Source organism: Altericroceibacterium spongiae, from assembly GCF_003610805.1.
GTDB lineage: Bacteria > Pseudomonadota > Alphaproteobacteria > Sphingomonadales > Sphingomonadaceae > Altericroceibacterium > Altericroceibacterium spongiae.
On record NZ_RAPF01000018.1, the window covers coordinates 1 to 15,054 of the forward strand.

The window sequence follows — 15,054 nt, forward strand, 5'->3', positions numbered from 1 at the left end:
TTCGGCAGGATCAAGGACTGGAGGCGCGTCGCAACCCGCTACGACCGTTGCGCCCACACCTTCATGTCCGCCATCTGCATCGCCGCTACCGTTTGCTACTGGCTGTGATCAATGAGTCCTGAGCCTAAAATTATCTTAAGATAGTGTGCTTCATCGTCATCGATGTTGACCCACAGTGATCCTTCCTTCGCCAAAAGTTCGCGCAGCAACGTTAAGCGCGGCCACATCATGGCCAGCCACTTGCTGTGCTCCAGATTGTCATCGTAATGCTCGAAAGCCGATCCGGTATTGTACGGCGGATCGATGTAGATGCACTTCACTTGCCCCTTGTAATAGGGCAGCAATGCCTTCAACGCCTCCAGATTATCGCCCTGGATCAGCATATTGCCGCTGGCGGCATCACCGTAAGACAGAGTTTCGGCTCGCTCCAACAGCTTATAAGGCACACTTTCAGCGGCTTTTACATCTTCATTTCGCGTCAGCCACGACAATATCGGCATTCAATCATCCAAACATGAATCTGTTCACGATTTGATTTGGTAGCGGGCTGCCTGCCCGCGCGCAATTCGCGCGGCTTAAATTGCGTGCTAACGGATGACAATTTGCATCTTTGCTGCGATAGGAATGCGCATACGCAGCGAAAACGGCTGCGCGGGGCTTGCTAACCCTGAACGATCGACGGAGCCTTGGACATACATGCTGGCCGGGTCGCCATCGTGTATGTCCAAGGCTCTGCCAAAAGACGGCGGCGCACTGGACTTGTCTCGTTTTCACGGCCCGGCTACAAGTCGGAGGTTCGGACACGGACATGAAAATCACATTCGACGGACATTACTCGGTCGAGGGATTTGGCGATGCAATGGACAGCGCGCTGCAGACGCTCAAGCTCCACGGCGCTGACGGCATTACCAAGGTCATCGCGAGCTAGGGAATGGGACAGGCGGGGCTCCTTTCAGGGTCAATAGAACCGGGTACGTTGCCAGATTGTCAAGCGGCGCCACTACTCTGTCGTCAAGCCGGGATCCCAGTCGCCCTCGTTCAAGTATCCTGTGAATTCGGGAACCGGGCGCGCGTTCGCTGCTTCCGGCGTGGCGGCGATACCGTTAGTTCCAATGTCGTCGATCAGCCATTTCATCTCGGCAATTTCCTTTCGCTGCGCACGAATGATGCCGTTGGCCAGTTCTCGAACACGCACGTCCTCGATTTGCGCCCGCTCGCTGGTGAGCACGGCGATGGAGTGGTGCGGGACCATGGCTGACATGTATTCGCGGTCGGTCACGCTCACTTGACTGCGCACGAGGAACAGCGCGCTCACGAAGACTACGAGAGCAACGCCGATGATGACCCCATTCTTCTTTCGATTCCGGTACATGTCCAACATGAAGAGCAGCATCACTACTGCCATTGCCGCGCCCATCAAGAATGCCATCCAGAATCGCGTTTCGCTCCAAAGGACATGAGGCAGGGCATAAGTGTTGAAATACATAAGGATGAACATAACGACGGTCGATGTTCCGATCATCGCCATGAACCGTCCATAGCTCGATTTCTTTTGCTCGGGTTGTTGCATCGAAAGTCTCCTTCTCGGCTGCCTCGGTTTCAAAACGGGCGCGCAGTGCTCCGCGCGATTGTGCCGCTCAATTCCTGGAAATCCCTGCCTTCAGTTGATCCGGTAGTAGATGGGCTTGAAGGTCCCGCCATTGGACGAATAGGCGGAGCAGGCGGTGAGGCCGATCACCAGATCCATTTCCGTTTGCAATGCGATCCCGTCGCCTGCCTTGCTGACGGGCGGATCGACGCGCAGGTGCCCTTCAACATCGACCGGCACATTCATGAACAGGTTGAACGCTGTCGGAATGGAATCAGGTTCGATCCCATAAGGCGCCAGCGCCTCGACGAGATTGCCGAAGCAGCCGCGGTGTACCGGCTTTGCCGGATAGAAATGCCGAAAGGTCGCCTCGCTGCAGGGTGCAGGCCGATCACAAAATAGGCCTCGCCGCAAAAACTCACACAGAAGTGCGGATCTTCCGGATCTGCGCTCACGCGTTCGTTGAGGCTCTGTCCGAGCCAGGCGCCCTTGTCCGAGATCGATTGCAGCCGCTGCCACATGGCCTTTTCAAAGCCAATCTCGTCTAGATCGTAGGGTCCTTCGAAAATGACAGCGAAGCTGCGGAGGCCAACCGGGCCGCGCCAATATTCGCCCGACCAATCTACCAGGGTCCAAATGATCTCGAGGTCATTCCACGCACTCGTAATATCGCGCGCGACCGTAACCTGAAGAGCATCCTGTGCGGCGGCTGACTTGACGCCGACGCAAGGAAAGGTGCGTTCCGCGATCATGGCACGAAACTGCTCCTTCAGACTGTCGGATTGTTGTCGGGGCAGAAGAGTGTCCATGTCTCTACCAACTGGCGGACGCTGAAATGGCTCCGATTTCCGGGCGGAAGTGGAATTGTTTATGGTTCAGCCGTTGGTGCAGCGGGTTGGACCGATCCATTCATCGTGATTCCGGAGCAATACAGGCCGTAACAACCGGATTGCGGGAACTTACCCTATCTGTGGGACGCTTCGCCGATCAGAGGAGATCGACCATGGCCGCTGGCAACACCAACACCACGCACATTCTGGCGAATGACCACCGCAAGGTGGAAAAGTTCTTTACGGACTTCGAGAGCGCATCCGGCCGCGATCAGAAATCCCGGGTTGCCAGGCAGATATGCAACGACCTCAAGCTTCACACGATCATCGAGGAAGAAATCTTTTATCCCGCACTCGAAGGGAAGATCGACGAGGACCTGCTGAAGGAAGCCTATGTCGAGCATGACGGTGCGAAGCTGCTCGTCAACGAAATCTCCGAGGGTAGCGCGGACGAGGAATTCTTCGACGCCAAGGTAACGGTACTCAAGGAGCAGATCGAACACCACGTGAAGGAGGAAGAAAAGCAGCACGAGAATATGTTCCAGCAGGCGCGCGTTGCCGAGGTCGACCTCCACGAGATCAGTCAGCAGATGCTGGATCGAAAAGAAGAACTCAAGCGGCTTGCCGAAGCGAAGGGCCTGCCCGCGGCGGGTATGCGCACGGTGGAGTAGCCGGGCAATGGCTCCGGCCATTGACGTCGATACCGATCGCGACTTTCAGGAGCGGTTCTGGATAGTAGTGCGGGTCGGCTGGGTCGCAATGGCGGTGCTCTGCCTCGTTGCGCTGCTCGGCCTCACCGGGAGCGGCGGTCCTTATTCTTCCCAGACAATTCAGGCAGGCCCGGTCCGCATCGATTTTCCCGCCATCGCCCGATGGCAGGCGTCCGACACTCTGACCGTTCACGTCGCTTCCCAATCTGAGCGGACCACGGTGCTAATCCCGGCCGCCTTCGGTGACATCTTCACGATCGATTCCATCAGTCCGCAGGCTCGCTCGGTGACCGCGACACCGGAAGGGGAATTGTTCGAATTCGCAGTGAAGCCAGGTGGAAAAGCCACAATCGACTTCTCGGTGCGTCCCGTCCGGCCGGTCTGGCGCAGCCAACTCGGACCGTTCAAAGTCGACGGTGCATCGAGTCCGCCCACGACGCTCACCGTGCTGCCGTAGGGAGAGGAAGCGATGGAAAGCGTCATTCGCGGTGTCGCAATTTACCTAGTTCTGCTGATTATCATCCGGTTATCTGGCCGCAGGACGATGGATCAGGCCACGCCCTTCGACTTCGTCCTGTTGCTGATTGTGGCAGAAACCACTCAGCAGGCTCTCCTGGGTGACGATTTCTCGATCACCAATGCGGTCGTCCTGATCATTACCCTGTTTCTTATGGATATAGGCCTTTCGTACCTCACGCGCTGGTCGCCTTGGCTCAGAAAGGTGGTCGACGGGCGCCCGACCTTCCTCGTGCTCGACGGGCAGGTCGATGAGCGTGCGCTGCGCAAAACACGAATGAATCGGGACGACATCATGGTCGCTGCGCGGAAGCAACAAGGCCTCGAGACCATCGATCAGGTCAAGCATGCGATCCTGGAGAATGATTCGGGAATTACCGTGATCCCCTGCCAGGATGAGAAATAGAAACAATTAACCAAGGAGTTGCCATGACTAAGAAGGACCTTAAAAACGCAGATATGCCGGAGGGCAGCAATCCCAGTCAGAACAGCCAGACTGCGAATGCCGTTCGTAACCAGTCGATCGTCACGCCTTCGGACTATCCGGAAGAGGAGCGAAAGAAGACTGTAGCGCCGAAAAAGCGGCCAAACGCATGAGCTGTTCCACCCATCCGATTGCGCAGAACAAGCGAGGCAACAAACCGTCAGTTGATTGATCCATTTTCGAGGCAGAAAGTGAAGAAGTCGATGAATAACCAGTAAAATGATCGCAATCGCCAGCAGGGTGAGGATCGCGATCGCATCAGGATGGACTGAAGAATCGGCAGAGCTGATGGGATGTTCTCTCTTTGACGGGAAGAGGCCGCCGCTGGTGGCCTTTTTCGTGTCACTGAACTGGCGAAAGCACCGAAAGTGACAAAAACCGATTTCGGACGAGTGATATCAAATAAGGCCCGGACGCTGGTGCGTGCTGTGCTCGAGCGGGCCGATTCTGACGGCTTGCTGATCGCGACCACAGAGAGCTTACCGGGGGGCCACTCTTCTCACCGACATCCCGGGCTGAGTCACTGCTTCGAGTGCGGTTTCGTCGTCTATTCCGACCAGGCGAAGATCGGATTGCTCGGTATACCCCGCGAGGTCATCGAGCGCCACGGTGCAGTCAGCCGGAGACAGCCTGCGAAATGGCGGAATGCGCCCTTGCGAGCTGTGACGCGCATTTTGCGCTATCGGTAACCGGATTTGCCGGTCCGGCCGGCCCGCGCGACGAGGAAGGTCTTGACCATATAGCGGTCGCATCGACGCACAGGCACTCCGCGCATGAAAAGCACCATTTCGGCGCGCAGGAACGTGACCAGATCCGCCAAAAGGCGTTGGTCGCAGCACTAACACTGTTAGCGAACCAAATGGAGATCTAGCCAGTTATGCAAGGCGAAACGATCGCCGCTTTTGCCGCTCAAATGCGGGTTATTTCTCAACCATCTAAGCGGGCGGAATTCCTAATTCCTTTCACGACCCAGGCTCCGTTCGAGGACGGAGTAATTGTGCCGAGGGATTTATCCCCATCAAGAATCTCGACAGGGCCATCCAGCCTCTCTAGCTCCATGATCGAAAACGCCTCGTGGGCATCCTCGCTTTGGAACGTGATAGTTTTCAGATTGCTTGTGCTTCCTTCCTGGAAGCGGAGTGAATATTCGCGCATGGCGGGCGGGCCTCCAATGTTCCGCTCGGCAAGGCTTACCTGCCAAGTGAAAAATATCGGCTAGACGCATGAAGCGGATTAGGTTGCGGACGATAACCGGGACCACGAAGAGCCGATGTGGTTGAAAACCGCAACCGTCGACTGGGCATATACCACCTTGTCCGTGGGGAGTCGAACCCCCTGCGGCATATTCCGACGGATCGGTCATCTAGAACGACGATCAGTCGCTTTTGTGCTCGGGTTTGCCCTTGCGCTTGGTGCTGGCCATGTCTTCCAGCTCGTTTGCGCTCATTGAGTCGTACATCTCCTTGGACGCACCCTGCAATTCGCTGACCTTGGTATCGCCGCGCTTGGCGCTCAGCGCGGCGCCGGCGGCCTTTTGCTGCGCTTTAGACTGTGCGGGCATGGTTCTCTCCTTTTTGTGTGACTGGAACTTTCATGGGATTTCAGCTGTTCACGATGATTCCGCCATTGGGGTGCAAGACCTGCCCCGACATGTAGCTGGCGTCGTCGCAAGCCAGAAACAGGAACGCCGGCGCGACCTCATTAGGAAGGCCCGGGCGTCCCATCGGGGTGTTCTTGCCGAAATCGTCCAAGTCCTCAGGCGGCTGTCCGCCATACGGATTGAGGGGAGTCCAGATTGGGCCGGGCGCGACGGCATTCACCCGGATGCCATCGCCGATGAGGTTTTCCGACAGTGAGCGAGTAAAGGCCGTGATCGCGCCCTTGGTGGCGGAATAGTCGAGCAAGTTGTCCGAGCCCTTATACATCGTCACGCTGGTGCAATTGACGATGGCGCTGCCCTTGGAGAGATGCGGGCGCGCTGCCTGCACCATGAAGAACATTGAGAAGATATTGGTCTGAAAGGTCCGCCGAAGCTGCTCCTCGGTAATATCTTCGATGTTCTCATCAGGGTGCTGCTCGCCGGCGTTGTTGATCACAATATCCAGCTTGCTGAACCGGTCGATTGTGGCGGCAACAACCTGGTCTGCGAAATCCTGGCGGCCGAGGTCTCCCTGTAGGCAGACCGCCTGTCGCCCCTCATTCTCGACGAATTCCTTCGTCTTCTCCGCATCCTTGGTTTCTTCATCGGCGAAATAGACAATCGTGATGTCGGCGCCTTCGCGCGCAAAAAGCGCCGCGACAGCTCTGCCAATGCCACTGTCCGCGCCGGTCACGATAGCAACCTTGCCGTCCAATCGCCTGGAACCGGGAAAGCGGGGGTGCCAATCAGGCTTGTCGTCCATCTCGGCCTCGGCACCGGGCATGCGCGGCTGTTCGTCGATTTCAGGCTGGAATGTCTCCGTTTCAGTCATGGCTGTTTCAACTTCGGTTGATTTTGGGGGCCACCCGTAAGGGCAGCTTTGAAACATCAACGAGGCGGGGAGCACTGCGGTTTCCCGAATGGTGCCAAGCGTGCCTGTGACACGACGAACCAACTCGACGCGCGTATGGAAAGATCACAAGTCGGGTAGCGACTGCTCAGCGAAGCCCCAACCGGCCAAGGTCTTGCTTTCGGCGCGATCGCGCAGGCGCTTGGCATCATCGATGCTGAAGGGATGGGCGTCGGTCATGTCCTTGAGTTCGTTCCAGCCAATCGGCACAGCCACCGGCGCGCCGCTGCGGGCACGGGCGGAATAAGGCACCACCGCCGTGCTCCCGCGCTGGTTGCGCAGCCAGTCGATGAAGATTTTTCCCTTGCGCTTGGCCTTGCTCATCGTGGCGGTGAAGCGTTCGGGTTCCGCCATGCTCAGCGACTCGGCGAAGCGCCGCGCGAAGTCCTTGTGCGCCTCCCACGAATGGCCCGGCGTCAGCGGGACGACCACGTGCACCCCCTTGCCGCCAGAAAGCATGGCGAAGCTGATCAGCCCCATGTCGGACAACCGGTCGCGAATGTCGCGCGCTGCCTGTTTGACGTTCCCAAAATTAAGCCCCTCATCGGGATCGAGGTCGAAGATCATCCGGTCCGGCTCTTCCACATCACGAATGCGCGCGCCCCAGCCGTGAAATTCTATCGTGCCCATCTGCACGCATTGTAGGATGCCGCGCACGTCCTCGATAAACAGGTAGTCTTCTGTCCCGCCGTCTTTTTCTGTGATCGGCACATGATGGACCGCATCGCCGAAGGCGCCACTGTCGTGCTTCTGGAAAAAGCATTTCCGTGCCCGCCCCTGCGGACAGCGCACCAGGCTGATCGGCCGTCGGGCGACAAAGGGTAGCATCAGCGAAGCGGTGGCGAGGTAGTAATCGGCCAGATCGCCCTTGGTCTGGCCGCTGTCGGGGAATATCACTCGTTCGCGGCTGCTGATCTTCGCCCCGCCTTTCGATGCGGGCGCCGCTGCGGCGCGCTCTGGCCTTACTTCGCTCGCCTGCTTGTCGCCGCGCAGTCCGAGGTAGCTGCCGTGCCGGATATTGCCGTCCTCGGTAAATTCGGAGAAGGCCACCTCGGCGACGAGTTGCGGCGTCACCCAGGTCACGCCCCGGCTGCTTACCTTGTCGACTTCGGTCGGCGGGGTCTTGCGCTCGATCCGCTTCAGCTTTGCCGCCAGCCCGTCGAGATCGTCAGTAGAAAAGCCGGTGCCGACATTGCCCTTATAAACCAGCTCGCCTCCCTCGTGCTGGGCCATCAGCAGCGAGGAGAATGGTCGTGCCTTCGCGCTCGAAGCCTTCCAGCCAATGATGACAAACTCCTGTCGCCGAGTGCATTTCACTTTCACCCAGCTGCGCCCGCGCCGCCCCGAATAGCGCCCGTCGACGGTCTTGGAGATGATGCCTTCCTGCCCGGCGTCGCACATCGAACGGTACAGCTTCTCGCCTGCACCGATCACGTGATCGGCCACGAACACCGGTGGCTCTGCCGTACCGAGCAGCGCTTCGAGCCGTTCCTTGCGCTCGATATTGGGCAGGGCGGTCAGATCCTCTCCCGCCAGTTCGAGGAGGTCGAAGGCGTGGAACTGCAGCGCATCACCCTGCGACTGGCTACCATGGCCGCGCTTGAGCACACCTTGCAGGGTTGAAAAATCGGGATTGCCCTTGGCATCCACCGCCACGATTTCCCCGTCGATCAGGCAGCTCGGCAGCTCGAGCTCCGCGATGACCTTCACCAGCGGGACGAACTTTTCGGTCCAGTCCTTGCCGCTGCGGGTATAGACGCGCGCCTGCTTGCCCTTGACAGCGACCAGCGCACGGTAGCCGTCAAACTTGATCTCATGCATCCAACCATTGCCGGTCGGCACCTGGTCGACCAGCGTCGCCAGTTGCGGCTTGCGAAACTTCGGCAGCGGCGCGTCCTTTGGCTTCCGGCGCGCCTTCGCCTTTTTCGCATTGTGTTCCGAAGCCTTGGCCATCTGCGCAAGAAAGGCATCGTCCTTTTTCCCGGCAGGCGCGAACTTTCCGCCCTTGTCTGCCGCTATTTCCGCCATCGATCGGCCGGTCAAAACACTGGTGAGTTCGCGTTCGACGAGCACGTCGCCAGCCTCGGCATGCTCATCCTGTAATTTGCGCAGCAGCCAGTTCTCGCGCTTTTGCTCGCCGCGCGAATTCATCCGGATCAGCAGCCATTCTCCCTGCATCCGCTCACCATCGAGGCGGAAGTGCAGGTGCCCTTTTTCAAGATCCTTCAGGCTCTTGCCTTCGATGGGCGACCAGGTGCCGCGATCCCACAGCATCACCGTGCCGCCGCCATATTCGCCCTTGGGGATCGTGCCTTCGAATTCGGCATAGGACATGGGGTGATCCTCGGTGCGCACAGCCAGACGCTTGATCTCCGGATCGGGCGAAGGTCCTTTGGTGACGGCCCAGCTCTTGAGTACGCCATCGACTTCCAGCCGCAAATCCCAGTGCAGCCGTGTCGCATCGTGCTTCTGCACGATGAATAGGTCGCCTCCGCCACTTGTCTGAGCCTTCCCAGAGGGTTCGGGCGTCTTCGCGAAGTCTCGCCGGGCGTTGTATTCGGAAAGTGGATCAACGGGTCGGCTCATTCACCTTCCCCGTCGAGTTTGCGGTCCTTGTCCTTAGGTTCGACCAGACGGAGCAGTGTAAGAACTAGTAGGCTGATGATCGAAGCGATGGCCACCAGTGGCCATTGCGCCGCGCCGCAGGCGATGCCGATCACCGCTCCCAGCCACAAGTGGGCCGCAGTGGTCAGATTGTGCACCTGCCCCTTGCTGAAGACGATTAGTCCCGCACCGATGATGCCGATAAACGCGCCGGCGGCCTCGTACACGCGTAGCGGGTCCATCCGCTGCCCGCCCAGTTGCTGATAAAGCGCAATGACCGAGACGGTCATCGCCGCGGCGGCGAAGCAGATCAACCCGTGGGTGCGCATGCCCGCAGCATGGCCGCGCAGTTCGCGATCGAGCCCGAGAAGCAGCCCCAGCACCGCGGCGACCATCAGCCGGGAAAGCAGGTCAAGATCGAACCAATGGCTGACTACGGGTTCGTTGAGTTCCATCGCATCACGCGCTCTTCTTGCTCTTGGCCGGCGACTTTTTGCCGTCGATCGACTTCTTCAGCGCGGCCATCAGGTCAATCACATTTCCGCCAGCGCCAGCAGGCTCGCCCGCATCCTCAATAACGGCCTTGCCGCTCTTGGACTTCGCCTTCTTGTCGATCAGCTTGCGCAACGCCTCGATGTAGCGATCTTCATATTCGCTGGCGTCGAAGGGCGCGCTTTTCTGGTCGATCAGCGTGGTGGCGAGATCGAGCAGTTCCTTCTTCGGTCTGGCATCGTCAATGTCGGAGAAGAACGCCTGCCCCTGGCGCACCTCGTTGGAATAACGCAGGGTTTCCAGCAGCAGGCCTTTCCCGCAAGGTTTGATGGCGACCAGCTTCTCGCTACCACGCACCGATAGCTGACCCAGGGCGACCTTCTTCGCCTTGCGCAGCGCTTCGCGCAGCACGATGAATGCTTCCTCGGCCAGTTCGTCCTTGGGTGCGACGTAATAGGGCTTCTCGAAATAGAGAGGGTCGATCTCGCAAGCGTCGACGAACTGCACCAGTTCGAGCGTCTTGCGGCTCTCGATTCTGACTGCTTCGATCTCCTCCTCCTCGAGCAGGACATATTCGCCCTTGGCGACCTCGAAACCCTTGATAATCTCGTCGCGGTCGACGGGGCCAATGCCTGGCACCACCTTTTCATAGGCGATGCGCTTGCCGCTCGGTTCGTGAATCTGATTGAAACTGATTTTCGCGCCGGTCTTGCTGGCCGAGTAGACCTCCACCGGAATAGAAACCAGCGCCAGCCTGATTTGGCCCTGCCAATACGCGCGTGCTGCCATCTGCGAAACTCCTGATTGCTGCAGGATTAAGCGTGTGAAGGGGGCCATTGGTTCCATTCGGGGGGACAAGGCGATTAAACCAAAGTCTGCGCCGCGCGTTGGAAGAGGCATGAGAACGAATCCGCCTCCCGAGCCCGAGATCCCCCCATCAGACAATCCGTCCGAAACACCGCCGACGCCGCAGGAACCGATGCCCTCCCGGCCCGGCAAAGTCTTGCAAACCGCCGCAATGGTCACTGGTAATGCCGTGCACCTCGCCGGACTGCTAAAACAATCTCCCTATCCCGGTTGACGCGAACGACATCTCGACCAGCGGCAGCGAAGGCTGTAGAGTCGCGCTCACTCCGAGCCTCGAAGAATGTCTGCTTTCAAGAAGAAGTATCTCTAGAGGGTATATCCGATATGAGGGCGCGAAGCTGCCATAGTCTCCGGCAGCGAGAAATGTCCGCTTATCCCAATTCCATTTTCATAAGCGGACTTACCGGTTCGCCAGCGCCTCTTGCCGATATGCGTGCGGGGGTGTTTGCAAGGCTCCCTTAATCTTTCGATTTGCCTGCCATTCGAGCAAGGGTGTCATCCTGCCACCAGTAGCGATGGAGAACCGCCATGGCGATATGCCCCAGGATCAGCACGAATAGTGTCCAGGCCAGCGCTCCATGCAGCAGATCGGCCGGTGCCGTTATCCATTCGACAGGTCGCTCCCTGGCGGCACGCAGATGAATGCCAAAGACACTGATGGGGCGTTCACCACCAATGAGGCGCATGAGCGCCAGAGACGGAACGACAAGCACCAGGGCGTAGAGCGCCAGATGGCCCACTTTCGCGAACAGTCCGGATGGACCACTCTCGTATGGCGGCCGCTGCTTCCGCTCACGCAGCGCCCAGATCGCTCGCATCAGAATGAGGACAAGAAGCAAGGAGCCTATGGACACATGGGAGCCGACCCAGAATGCCGTGATTGGTGCACGGCCAACAACGATCTTCACTATCATGCCGGCCAATTGCCATGCGAGCAGCGCGGCAATCCCCCAATGCAGAAGTCGGCTGATCAGACCATAGCGTGTTGGCGTATCTCGCAATTTCATTCAAACCAATTCCTTTACATCGGTTATCGCTAACCCTGCCTGAGATGTGCTGCAAACGCCCGTATGCGGCCCAGAGCGTATTCCCTCTTTCCCGGGCCTGTCCAGTGGAAGACGCGGCAGACACCAGCCGTTCTGTCCGCAGATCTCGAATGGCAGGATGTCTCGCGGTCAGATGAATGTGAAGCCCGATGCCTCAAGGATGATCCAGAGGCCAATAGCGAGGAAAAGCAGGGCGGCAACCGCACGTACGAGCTTGAGCGACACCCGCTCCACGATCGCATTGCCGAGATAGACGGCGGGAACATTGGCCAGCATCATGCCCAGAGTCGTACCTGCAGTGACAAGCAGAACGTTCTGGAACTGGGCGCCGAGTGCAATCGTCGCAATCTGCGTCTTGTCGCCGATCTCCACCAGAAAGAAGGTGATTGTCGTGGTGAGGAACGCCCCGAAACGCGAGGACTTCTGTTCCTCATCATCCATCTTGTCCGGCACGAGAGTCCACAGGGCCATCATAATGAAGCTGATCCCCACCGCGTAGCGAAACCACTTCCCATCCAGAAGGTTTGCGATCGACTGGCCCACGAAAGCGGCAATCCCGTGATTGGCTAGCGTGGCGGCAAGGATGCCGAGGATGATCGGCAAGGGCTTGCGGAAACGGGTCGCCAAGACGATAGCAAGAAGCATGGTCTTGTCGCCAATCTCGGCGAGTGCAACCACGGCGGTGGATGTAAGGAAAGCTTCCATGGGTACTCCGGGCCGGGCGCTTTAAGACGACAACAGCACCAGACCTTCCGCCCGGCCGGACGAAAGTCAGGTACCATTGGTCTTGCCCGAACGGATAATCCGCACCCCTGCGCCATGGCCTCTCAGCCAAGTATGTTGACGCAGGAAACCGCGCTAAGCGGCGAGCTACTCCCCAGATGACTTTGGTGCCCCTACCAGCCGGGGCGGGGAAAGGCAATCGGCGACGCGGTGCCGCTCACTTATGTGAAGTCAAACAAGAACGACCTGATCGACGCAGAGGCGATCGCGGAAGCGGTGACGAGACCGACCATGCGCTTTGTCGAGATCCGTACGCCAGAACAAATCGACCTGCAGGCACTCCATCGTGTCCGCGACCGGATGATCGCCCACCGAACGCGATTGATCAGCCAGATGCGCGCCTTCTGCCTGGAATACGGTATCGCTATCCACCAAGGCGCCGGCAAGTTTAGAGCCGATATGCCGCGGATTCTGGCAGACGATGCCAACGAATTGTCAGCCGCCATGCGCTGCATTCTGACCGAGATTTTTGGGGAACTGGCGGAACTGGAACAGCGGATAACGACGATGAACCGCGAGATTGAAGCCATTGCCGCCCGCAGTGATACCGCGCGGCGGCTGATGACCGTTCCCGGCGTCGGGCCACTTGCCGCGACTGCGTTGCTGGCAGCGGCCGGAACCGGCCAGCAGTTCCGGAAGGCCCGCGATCTTGCCGCTTGGCTCGGACTGGTCCCACGCGAGTATTCGACGGGCGGTAAGACCAAGCTGCTGGGCATCAGCAAGCGAGGAAACAAATATCTGCGGCGTATGCTTATCCACGGTGCGCGATCCTGCGTCACCCATCTCGACCGTAGCCGCGACCGTCTTGGACCGTGGTTGAACGGTTTGGAAAGCCGAATGCACAAGAACAAAGTCACCGTCGCACTGGCGGCCAAGATCGCCCGCATTCTCTGGGTGGTCTTGACCAAGCCAGGCGCCAGTTACGCGCGGAACGATCCGGCTTTCAGCTGATCCAAGCCGCTGACAGACTGCAAGGTTCGAGAGCGTGATGACGAAACAGTTGACCAGCGCGTCGTAAACCCCGTCAAAAAAACGGGCATGGAAGTCCGGACCATTTATTCGGGAACGACACGTGCGGATCTCATCAAGGCCTGGCCGCAACAGCGGTCCACTCGCGAGAGGCCGGATACATTTGTGCAGACTGGCACCGTCACCACCAATCAGCCCTTGCAGGGACAGGGCGGGTCATACATTTTTTGATGCCAGATCCTTCAGTACCACGTTGTCGAGCATCGCCTCAGCCAGCAGCTTCTTCAGCCGGGCATTCTCCTGCTCGAGCGTTCGCAGCCGCCGGGCATCGGACACTTCCAGCCCACCGAACTTCGACTTCCACTTGTAGAACGTGGCCGAGCTGATGCCGTGACGGCGGCACACTTCCGCCGTCGGCATCCCAGCCTCCTGCTCCTTCAATACCGCGATGATCTGCTCTTCGCTGAACCTGCTTCGCTTCATTGTCGTCCGACTCCTTTGCGTCGGACTCTACCAAAAATCGGTCACATCTCAGGGGTGCACGTCAAGAGGTAAGCCATGATCTCCATGTCTGCCGTCAAATCGTCTAGCGGCGCTGCATCTTATTTCGCCAAAGATAATTACTACACACAAAAGCAGTCCTCTGAAGCAAGTCTTTGGGGCGGCGAAGCGGCGAAGAAACTGAACCTTTCCGGCGAAGTCAGCAAAGCTGATTTCGAAAATATCCTCAACGGTATTTTGCCAGATGGTACCAAAGTCGGAAGTGAAAACACCCAGCGCCGCATCAGTGACGATTTCACCTTTTCAATGCCCAAATCGGCCAGCATCATGGCCTATGTAGCCAAGGATGAACGTGTGCTCGCAGCCCATTTTGAAGCTGTCAAAGCCAAGATGAAATGGGCGGAAAAGAACTTTGCCGAAACGCGAGATTATTCGAGGTCGCGCAATGGTGAGCCGGTCAAAACCGGCAATCTTCTCTACGCCATGTTTCAGCACGATACGAGCCGGGAACTGGACCCGCAGGGGCACATTCATGTGATCATCGCCAATCTCACACAAAACAAGGATGGAGACTGGCGAGCGCTTCGCAACAGTGCATTATGGGAGAATAACACCACCCTCGGAGCGGCATATCACGCAGAATTTCGCGATAAGCTGGAAGCCCTTGGTTATCAAACCGATCTCACCGGCAAACATGGTCAGTTTGAAATCGCCGGTGTCCCGAAGGAGCTGATTGAAGAATTCAGTCAAAGGCGCCAGCAAGTGCTCGACACCGCGAAGGCAAAAGGGATCGATCCAAAGGATCGCGCTGCCCTAGAACCGATCGTGAAATCCACACGCAATCCTAAAATCAATCTCGATGATCGTGAGGCACTGAGAAAGGAATGGGCCGATCGATCGGCCAGCCATCTGGCTAAGATCGAACAACTCAAATCGAACGCTGTCAAGCAAACGCCCCAGCAAAGTATAACATCGCCCGGTCATCGAGGGCTCTGTTGCAAACTCTGATGCGGTTGCCAAGGTTGGGCCCTTGGATTGGTAAGGTCGGTTGTGATGGACGATTTCAAAGGGCGGCATTTTACCGGCGAGGTCATCCTATGGGCGGTCCGCTGGTA

At 58.2% G+C, this 15,054-nt stretch carries 15 protein-coding genes, 5 pseudogenes and 1 riboswitch; of the genes and pseudogenes, 8 read left to right on the forward strand and 12 right to left on the reverse strand.

The features are described 5' to 3' along the window. Positions 1-108 (forward strand): annotated as a pseudogene (locus D6851_RS17015) (IS5 family transposase); the annotation flags it as partial. On the opposite strand, the gene D6851_RS17020 reads toward D6851_RS17015, so the two are convergent. The 4 genes and pseudogenes from D6851_RS17020 to D6851_RS18120 all read right to left on the reverse strand — a co-directional run. Further along, the gene (locus tag D6851_RS17020) at positions 96-500 is read right to left on the reverse strand and encodes a DNA methyltransferase (RefSeq protein ID WP_420797116.1); all 405 of its coding nucleotides are present in this window, start codon (positions 498-500) and stop codon (positions 96-98) included. The pseudogene D6851_RS17015 and the gene D6851_RS17020 overlap by 13 nt on opposite strands. A 500-nt stretch (positions 501-1,000) precedes the next feature. Then, positions 1,001-1,570 (reverse strand): DUF305 domain-containing protein, encoded by a 570-nt coding sequence (locus D6851_RS17025; RefSeq protein ID WP_120326051.1) that lies wholly within the window; start codon positions 1,568-1,570, stop codon positions 1,001-1,003. Positions 1,571-1,660: 90 nt separating this feature from the next. Then, positions 1,661-1,969 (reverse strand): annotated as a pseudogene (locus D6851_RS17030) (DUF1989 domain-containing protein); the annotation flags it as partial. A gap of 44 nt (positions 1,970-2,013) precedes the next feature. Further along, positions 2,014-2,397 (reverse strand): annotated as a pseudogene (locus D6851_RS18120) (YqcI/YcgG family protein); the annotation flags it as partial. 194 nt (positions 2,398-2,591) lie between these two features. Between D6851_RS18120 and D6851_RS17040 the strand changes: the two are divergent. The 5 genes and pseudogenes from D6851_RS17040 to D6851_RS18390 all read left to right on the forward strand — a co-directional run bounded on the left by D6851_RS17040 (position 2,592) and on the right by D6851_RS18390 (position 4,999). Beyond that, positions 2,592-3,089, forward strand: coding sequence for a hemerythrin domain-containing protein (locus D6851_RS17040; protein ID WP_120326053.1), 498 nt, complete (start codon positions 2,592-2,594; stop codon positions 3,087-3,089). 7 nt (positions 3,090-3,096) lie between these two features. Continuing rightward, the gene (locus D6851_RS17045) at positions 3,097-3,585 is read left to right on the forward strand and encodes a hypothetical protein (protein WP_120326054.1); all 489 of its coding nucleotides are present in this window, start codon (positions 3,097-3,099) and stop codon (positions 3,583-3,585) included. A 12-nt stretch (positions 3,586-3,597) separates the two neighbouring features. Further along, positions 3,598-4,050 carry a DUF421 domain-containing protein gene (locus D6851_RS17050; RefSeq protein ID WP_120326055.1) on the forward strand — a complete coding sequence of 151 codons (453 nt, stop codon included), beginning with the start codon at positions 3,598-3,600 and terminating at the stop codon, positions 4,048-4,050. Positions 4,051-4,073: 23 nt separating this feature from the next. Next, positions 4,074-4,241, forward strand: coding sequence for a hypothetical protein (locus tag D6851_RS17840; protein ID WP_183030163.1), 168 nt, complete (start codon positions 4,074-4,076; stop codon positions 4,239-4,241). A 306-nt stretch (positions 4,242-4,547) separates the two neighbouring features. Then, positions 4,548-4,999, forward strand: a pseudogene (locus tag D6851_RS18390) (CinA family protein). Between the two features lie 504 nt (positions 5,000-5,503). Here D6851_RS18390 and D6851_RS17070 read toward each other — a convergent pair. The 7 genes from D6851_RS17070 to D6851_RS17105 all read right to left on the reverse strand — a co-directional run bounded on the left by D6851_RS17070 (position 5,504) and on the right by D6851_RS17105 (position 12,391). Beyond that, positions 5,504-5,689, reverse strand: coding sequence for a DUF3008 family protein (locus D6851_RS17070; protein WP_120326059.1), 186 nt, complete (start codon positions 5,687-5,689; stop codon positions 5,504-5,506). Positions 5,690-5,729: 40 nt separating this feature from the next. Next, positions 5,730-6,599 (reverse strand): SDR family oxidoreductase, encoded by an 870-nt coding sequence (locus tag D6851_RS17075; RefSeq protein WP_120326060.1) that lies wholly within the window; start codon positions 6,597-6,599, stop codon positions 5,730-5,732. A 144-nt stretch (positions 6,600-6,743) separates the two neighbouring features. Then, positions 6,744-9,263 carry a DNA ligase D gene (gene ligD, locus D6851_RS17080; protein ID WP_120326061.1) on the reverse strand — a complete coding sequence of 840 codons (2,520 nt, stop codon included), beginning with the start codon at positions 9,261-9,263 and terminating at the stop codon, positions 6,744-6,746. Further along, positions 9,260-9,736 carry an MgtC/SapB family protein gene (locus D6851_RS17085; protein WP_120326062.1) on the reverse strand — a complete coding sequence of 159 codons (477 nt, stop codon included), beginning with the start codon at positions 9,734-9,736 and terminating at the stop codon, positions 9,260-9,262. Before D6851_RS17085 ends, ligD begins: the two co-directional genes overlap by 4 nt. A gap of 4 nt (positions 9,737-9,740) precedes the next feature. Then, the gene (gene ku / locus D6851_RS17090) at positions 9,741-10,562 is read right to left on the reverse strand and encodes a non-homologous end joining protein Ku (protein ID WP_120326063.1); all 822 of its coding nucleotides are present in this window, start codon (positions 10,560-10,562) and stop codon (positions 9,741-9,743) included. Between the two features lie 536 nt (positions 10,563-11,098). Then, the gene (locus D6851_RS17100; RefSeq protein ID WP_120326064.1) at positions 11,099-11,647 is read right to left on the reverse strand and encodes a cytochrome b; all 549 of its coding nucleotides are present in this window, start codon (positions 11,645-11,647) and stop codon (positions 11,099-11,101) included. A gap of 168 nt (positions 11,648-11,815) precedes the next feature. Continuing rightward, entirely contained in the window at positions 11,816-12,391 is a 576-nt protein-coding gene (locus D6851_RS17105) for a TMEM165/GDT1 family protein (protein ID WP_120326065.1), read from the reverse strand. Between the two features lie 9 nt (positions 12,392-12,400). After that, a riboswitch (yybP-ykoY riboswitch) is annotated at positions 12,401-12,578 on the reverse strand. 41 nt (positions 12,579-12,619) lie between these two features. On the opposite strand from D6851_RS17105, the gene D6851_RS17110 reads away from it, so the two are divergent. After that, positions 12,620-13,420 (forward strand): IS110 family RNA-guided transposase, encoded by an 801-nt coding sequence (locus tag D6851_RS17110; protein WP_238474177.1) that lies wholly within the window; start codon positions 12,620-12,622, stop codon positions 13,418-13,420. Positions 13,421-13,657: 237 nt separating this feature from the next. Here the strand turns inward: D6851_RS17110 and D6851_RS17115 are convergent. After that, positions 13,658-13,921, reverse strand: a pseudogene (locus tag D6851_RS17115) (transposase); the annotation flags it as partial. Positions 13,922-13,996: 75 nt separating this feature from the next. On the opposite strand from D6851_RS17115, the gene mobF reads away from it, so the two are divergent. After that, positions 13,997-14,947: a MobF family relaxase gene (gene mobF / locus D6851_RS17120; protein WP_120326066.1), complete on the forward strand. Its 951-nt coding sequence runs from the start codon at positions 13,997-13,999 to the stop codon at positions 14,945-14,947. The last annotated feature ends 107 nt before the right edge of the window (positions 14,948-15,054 follow it).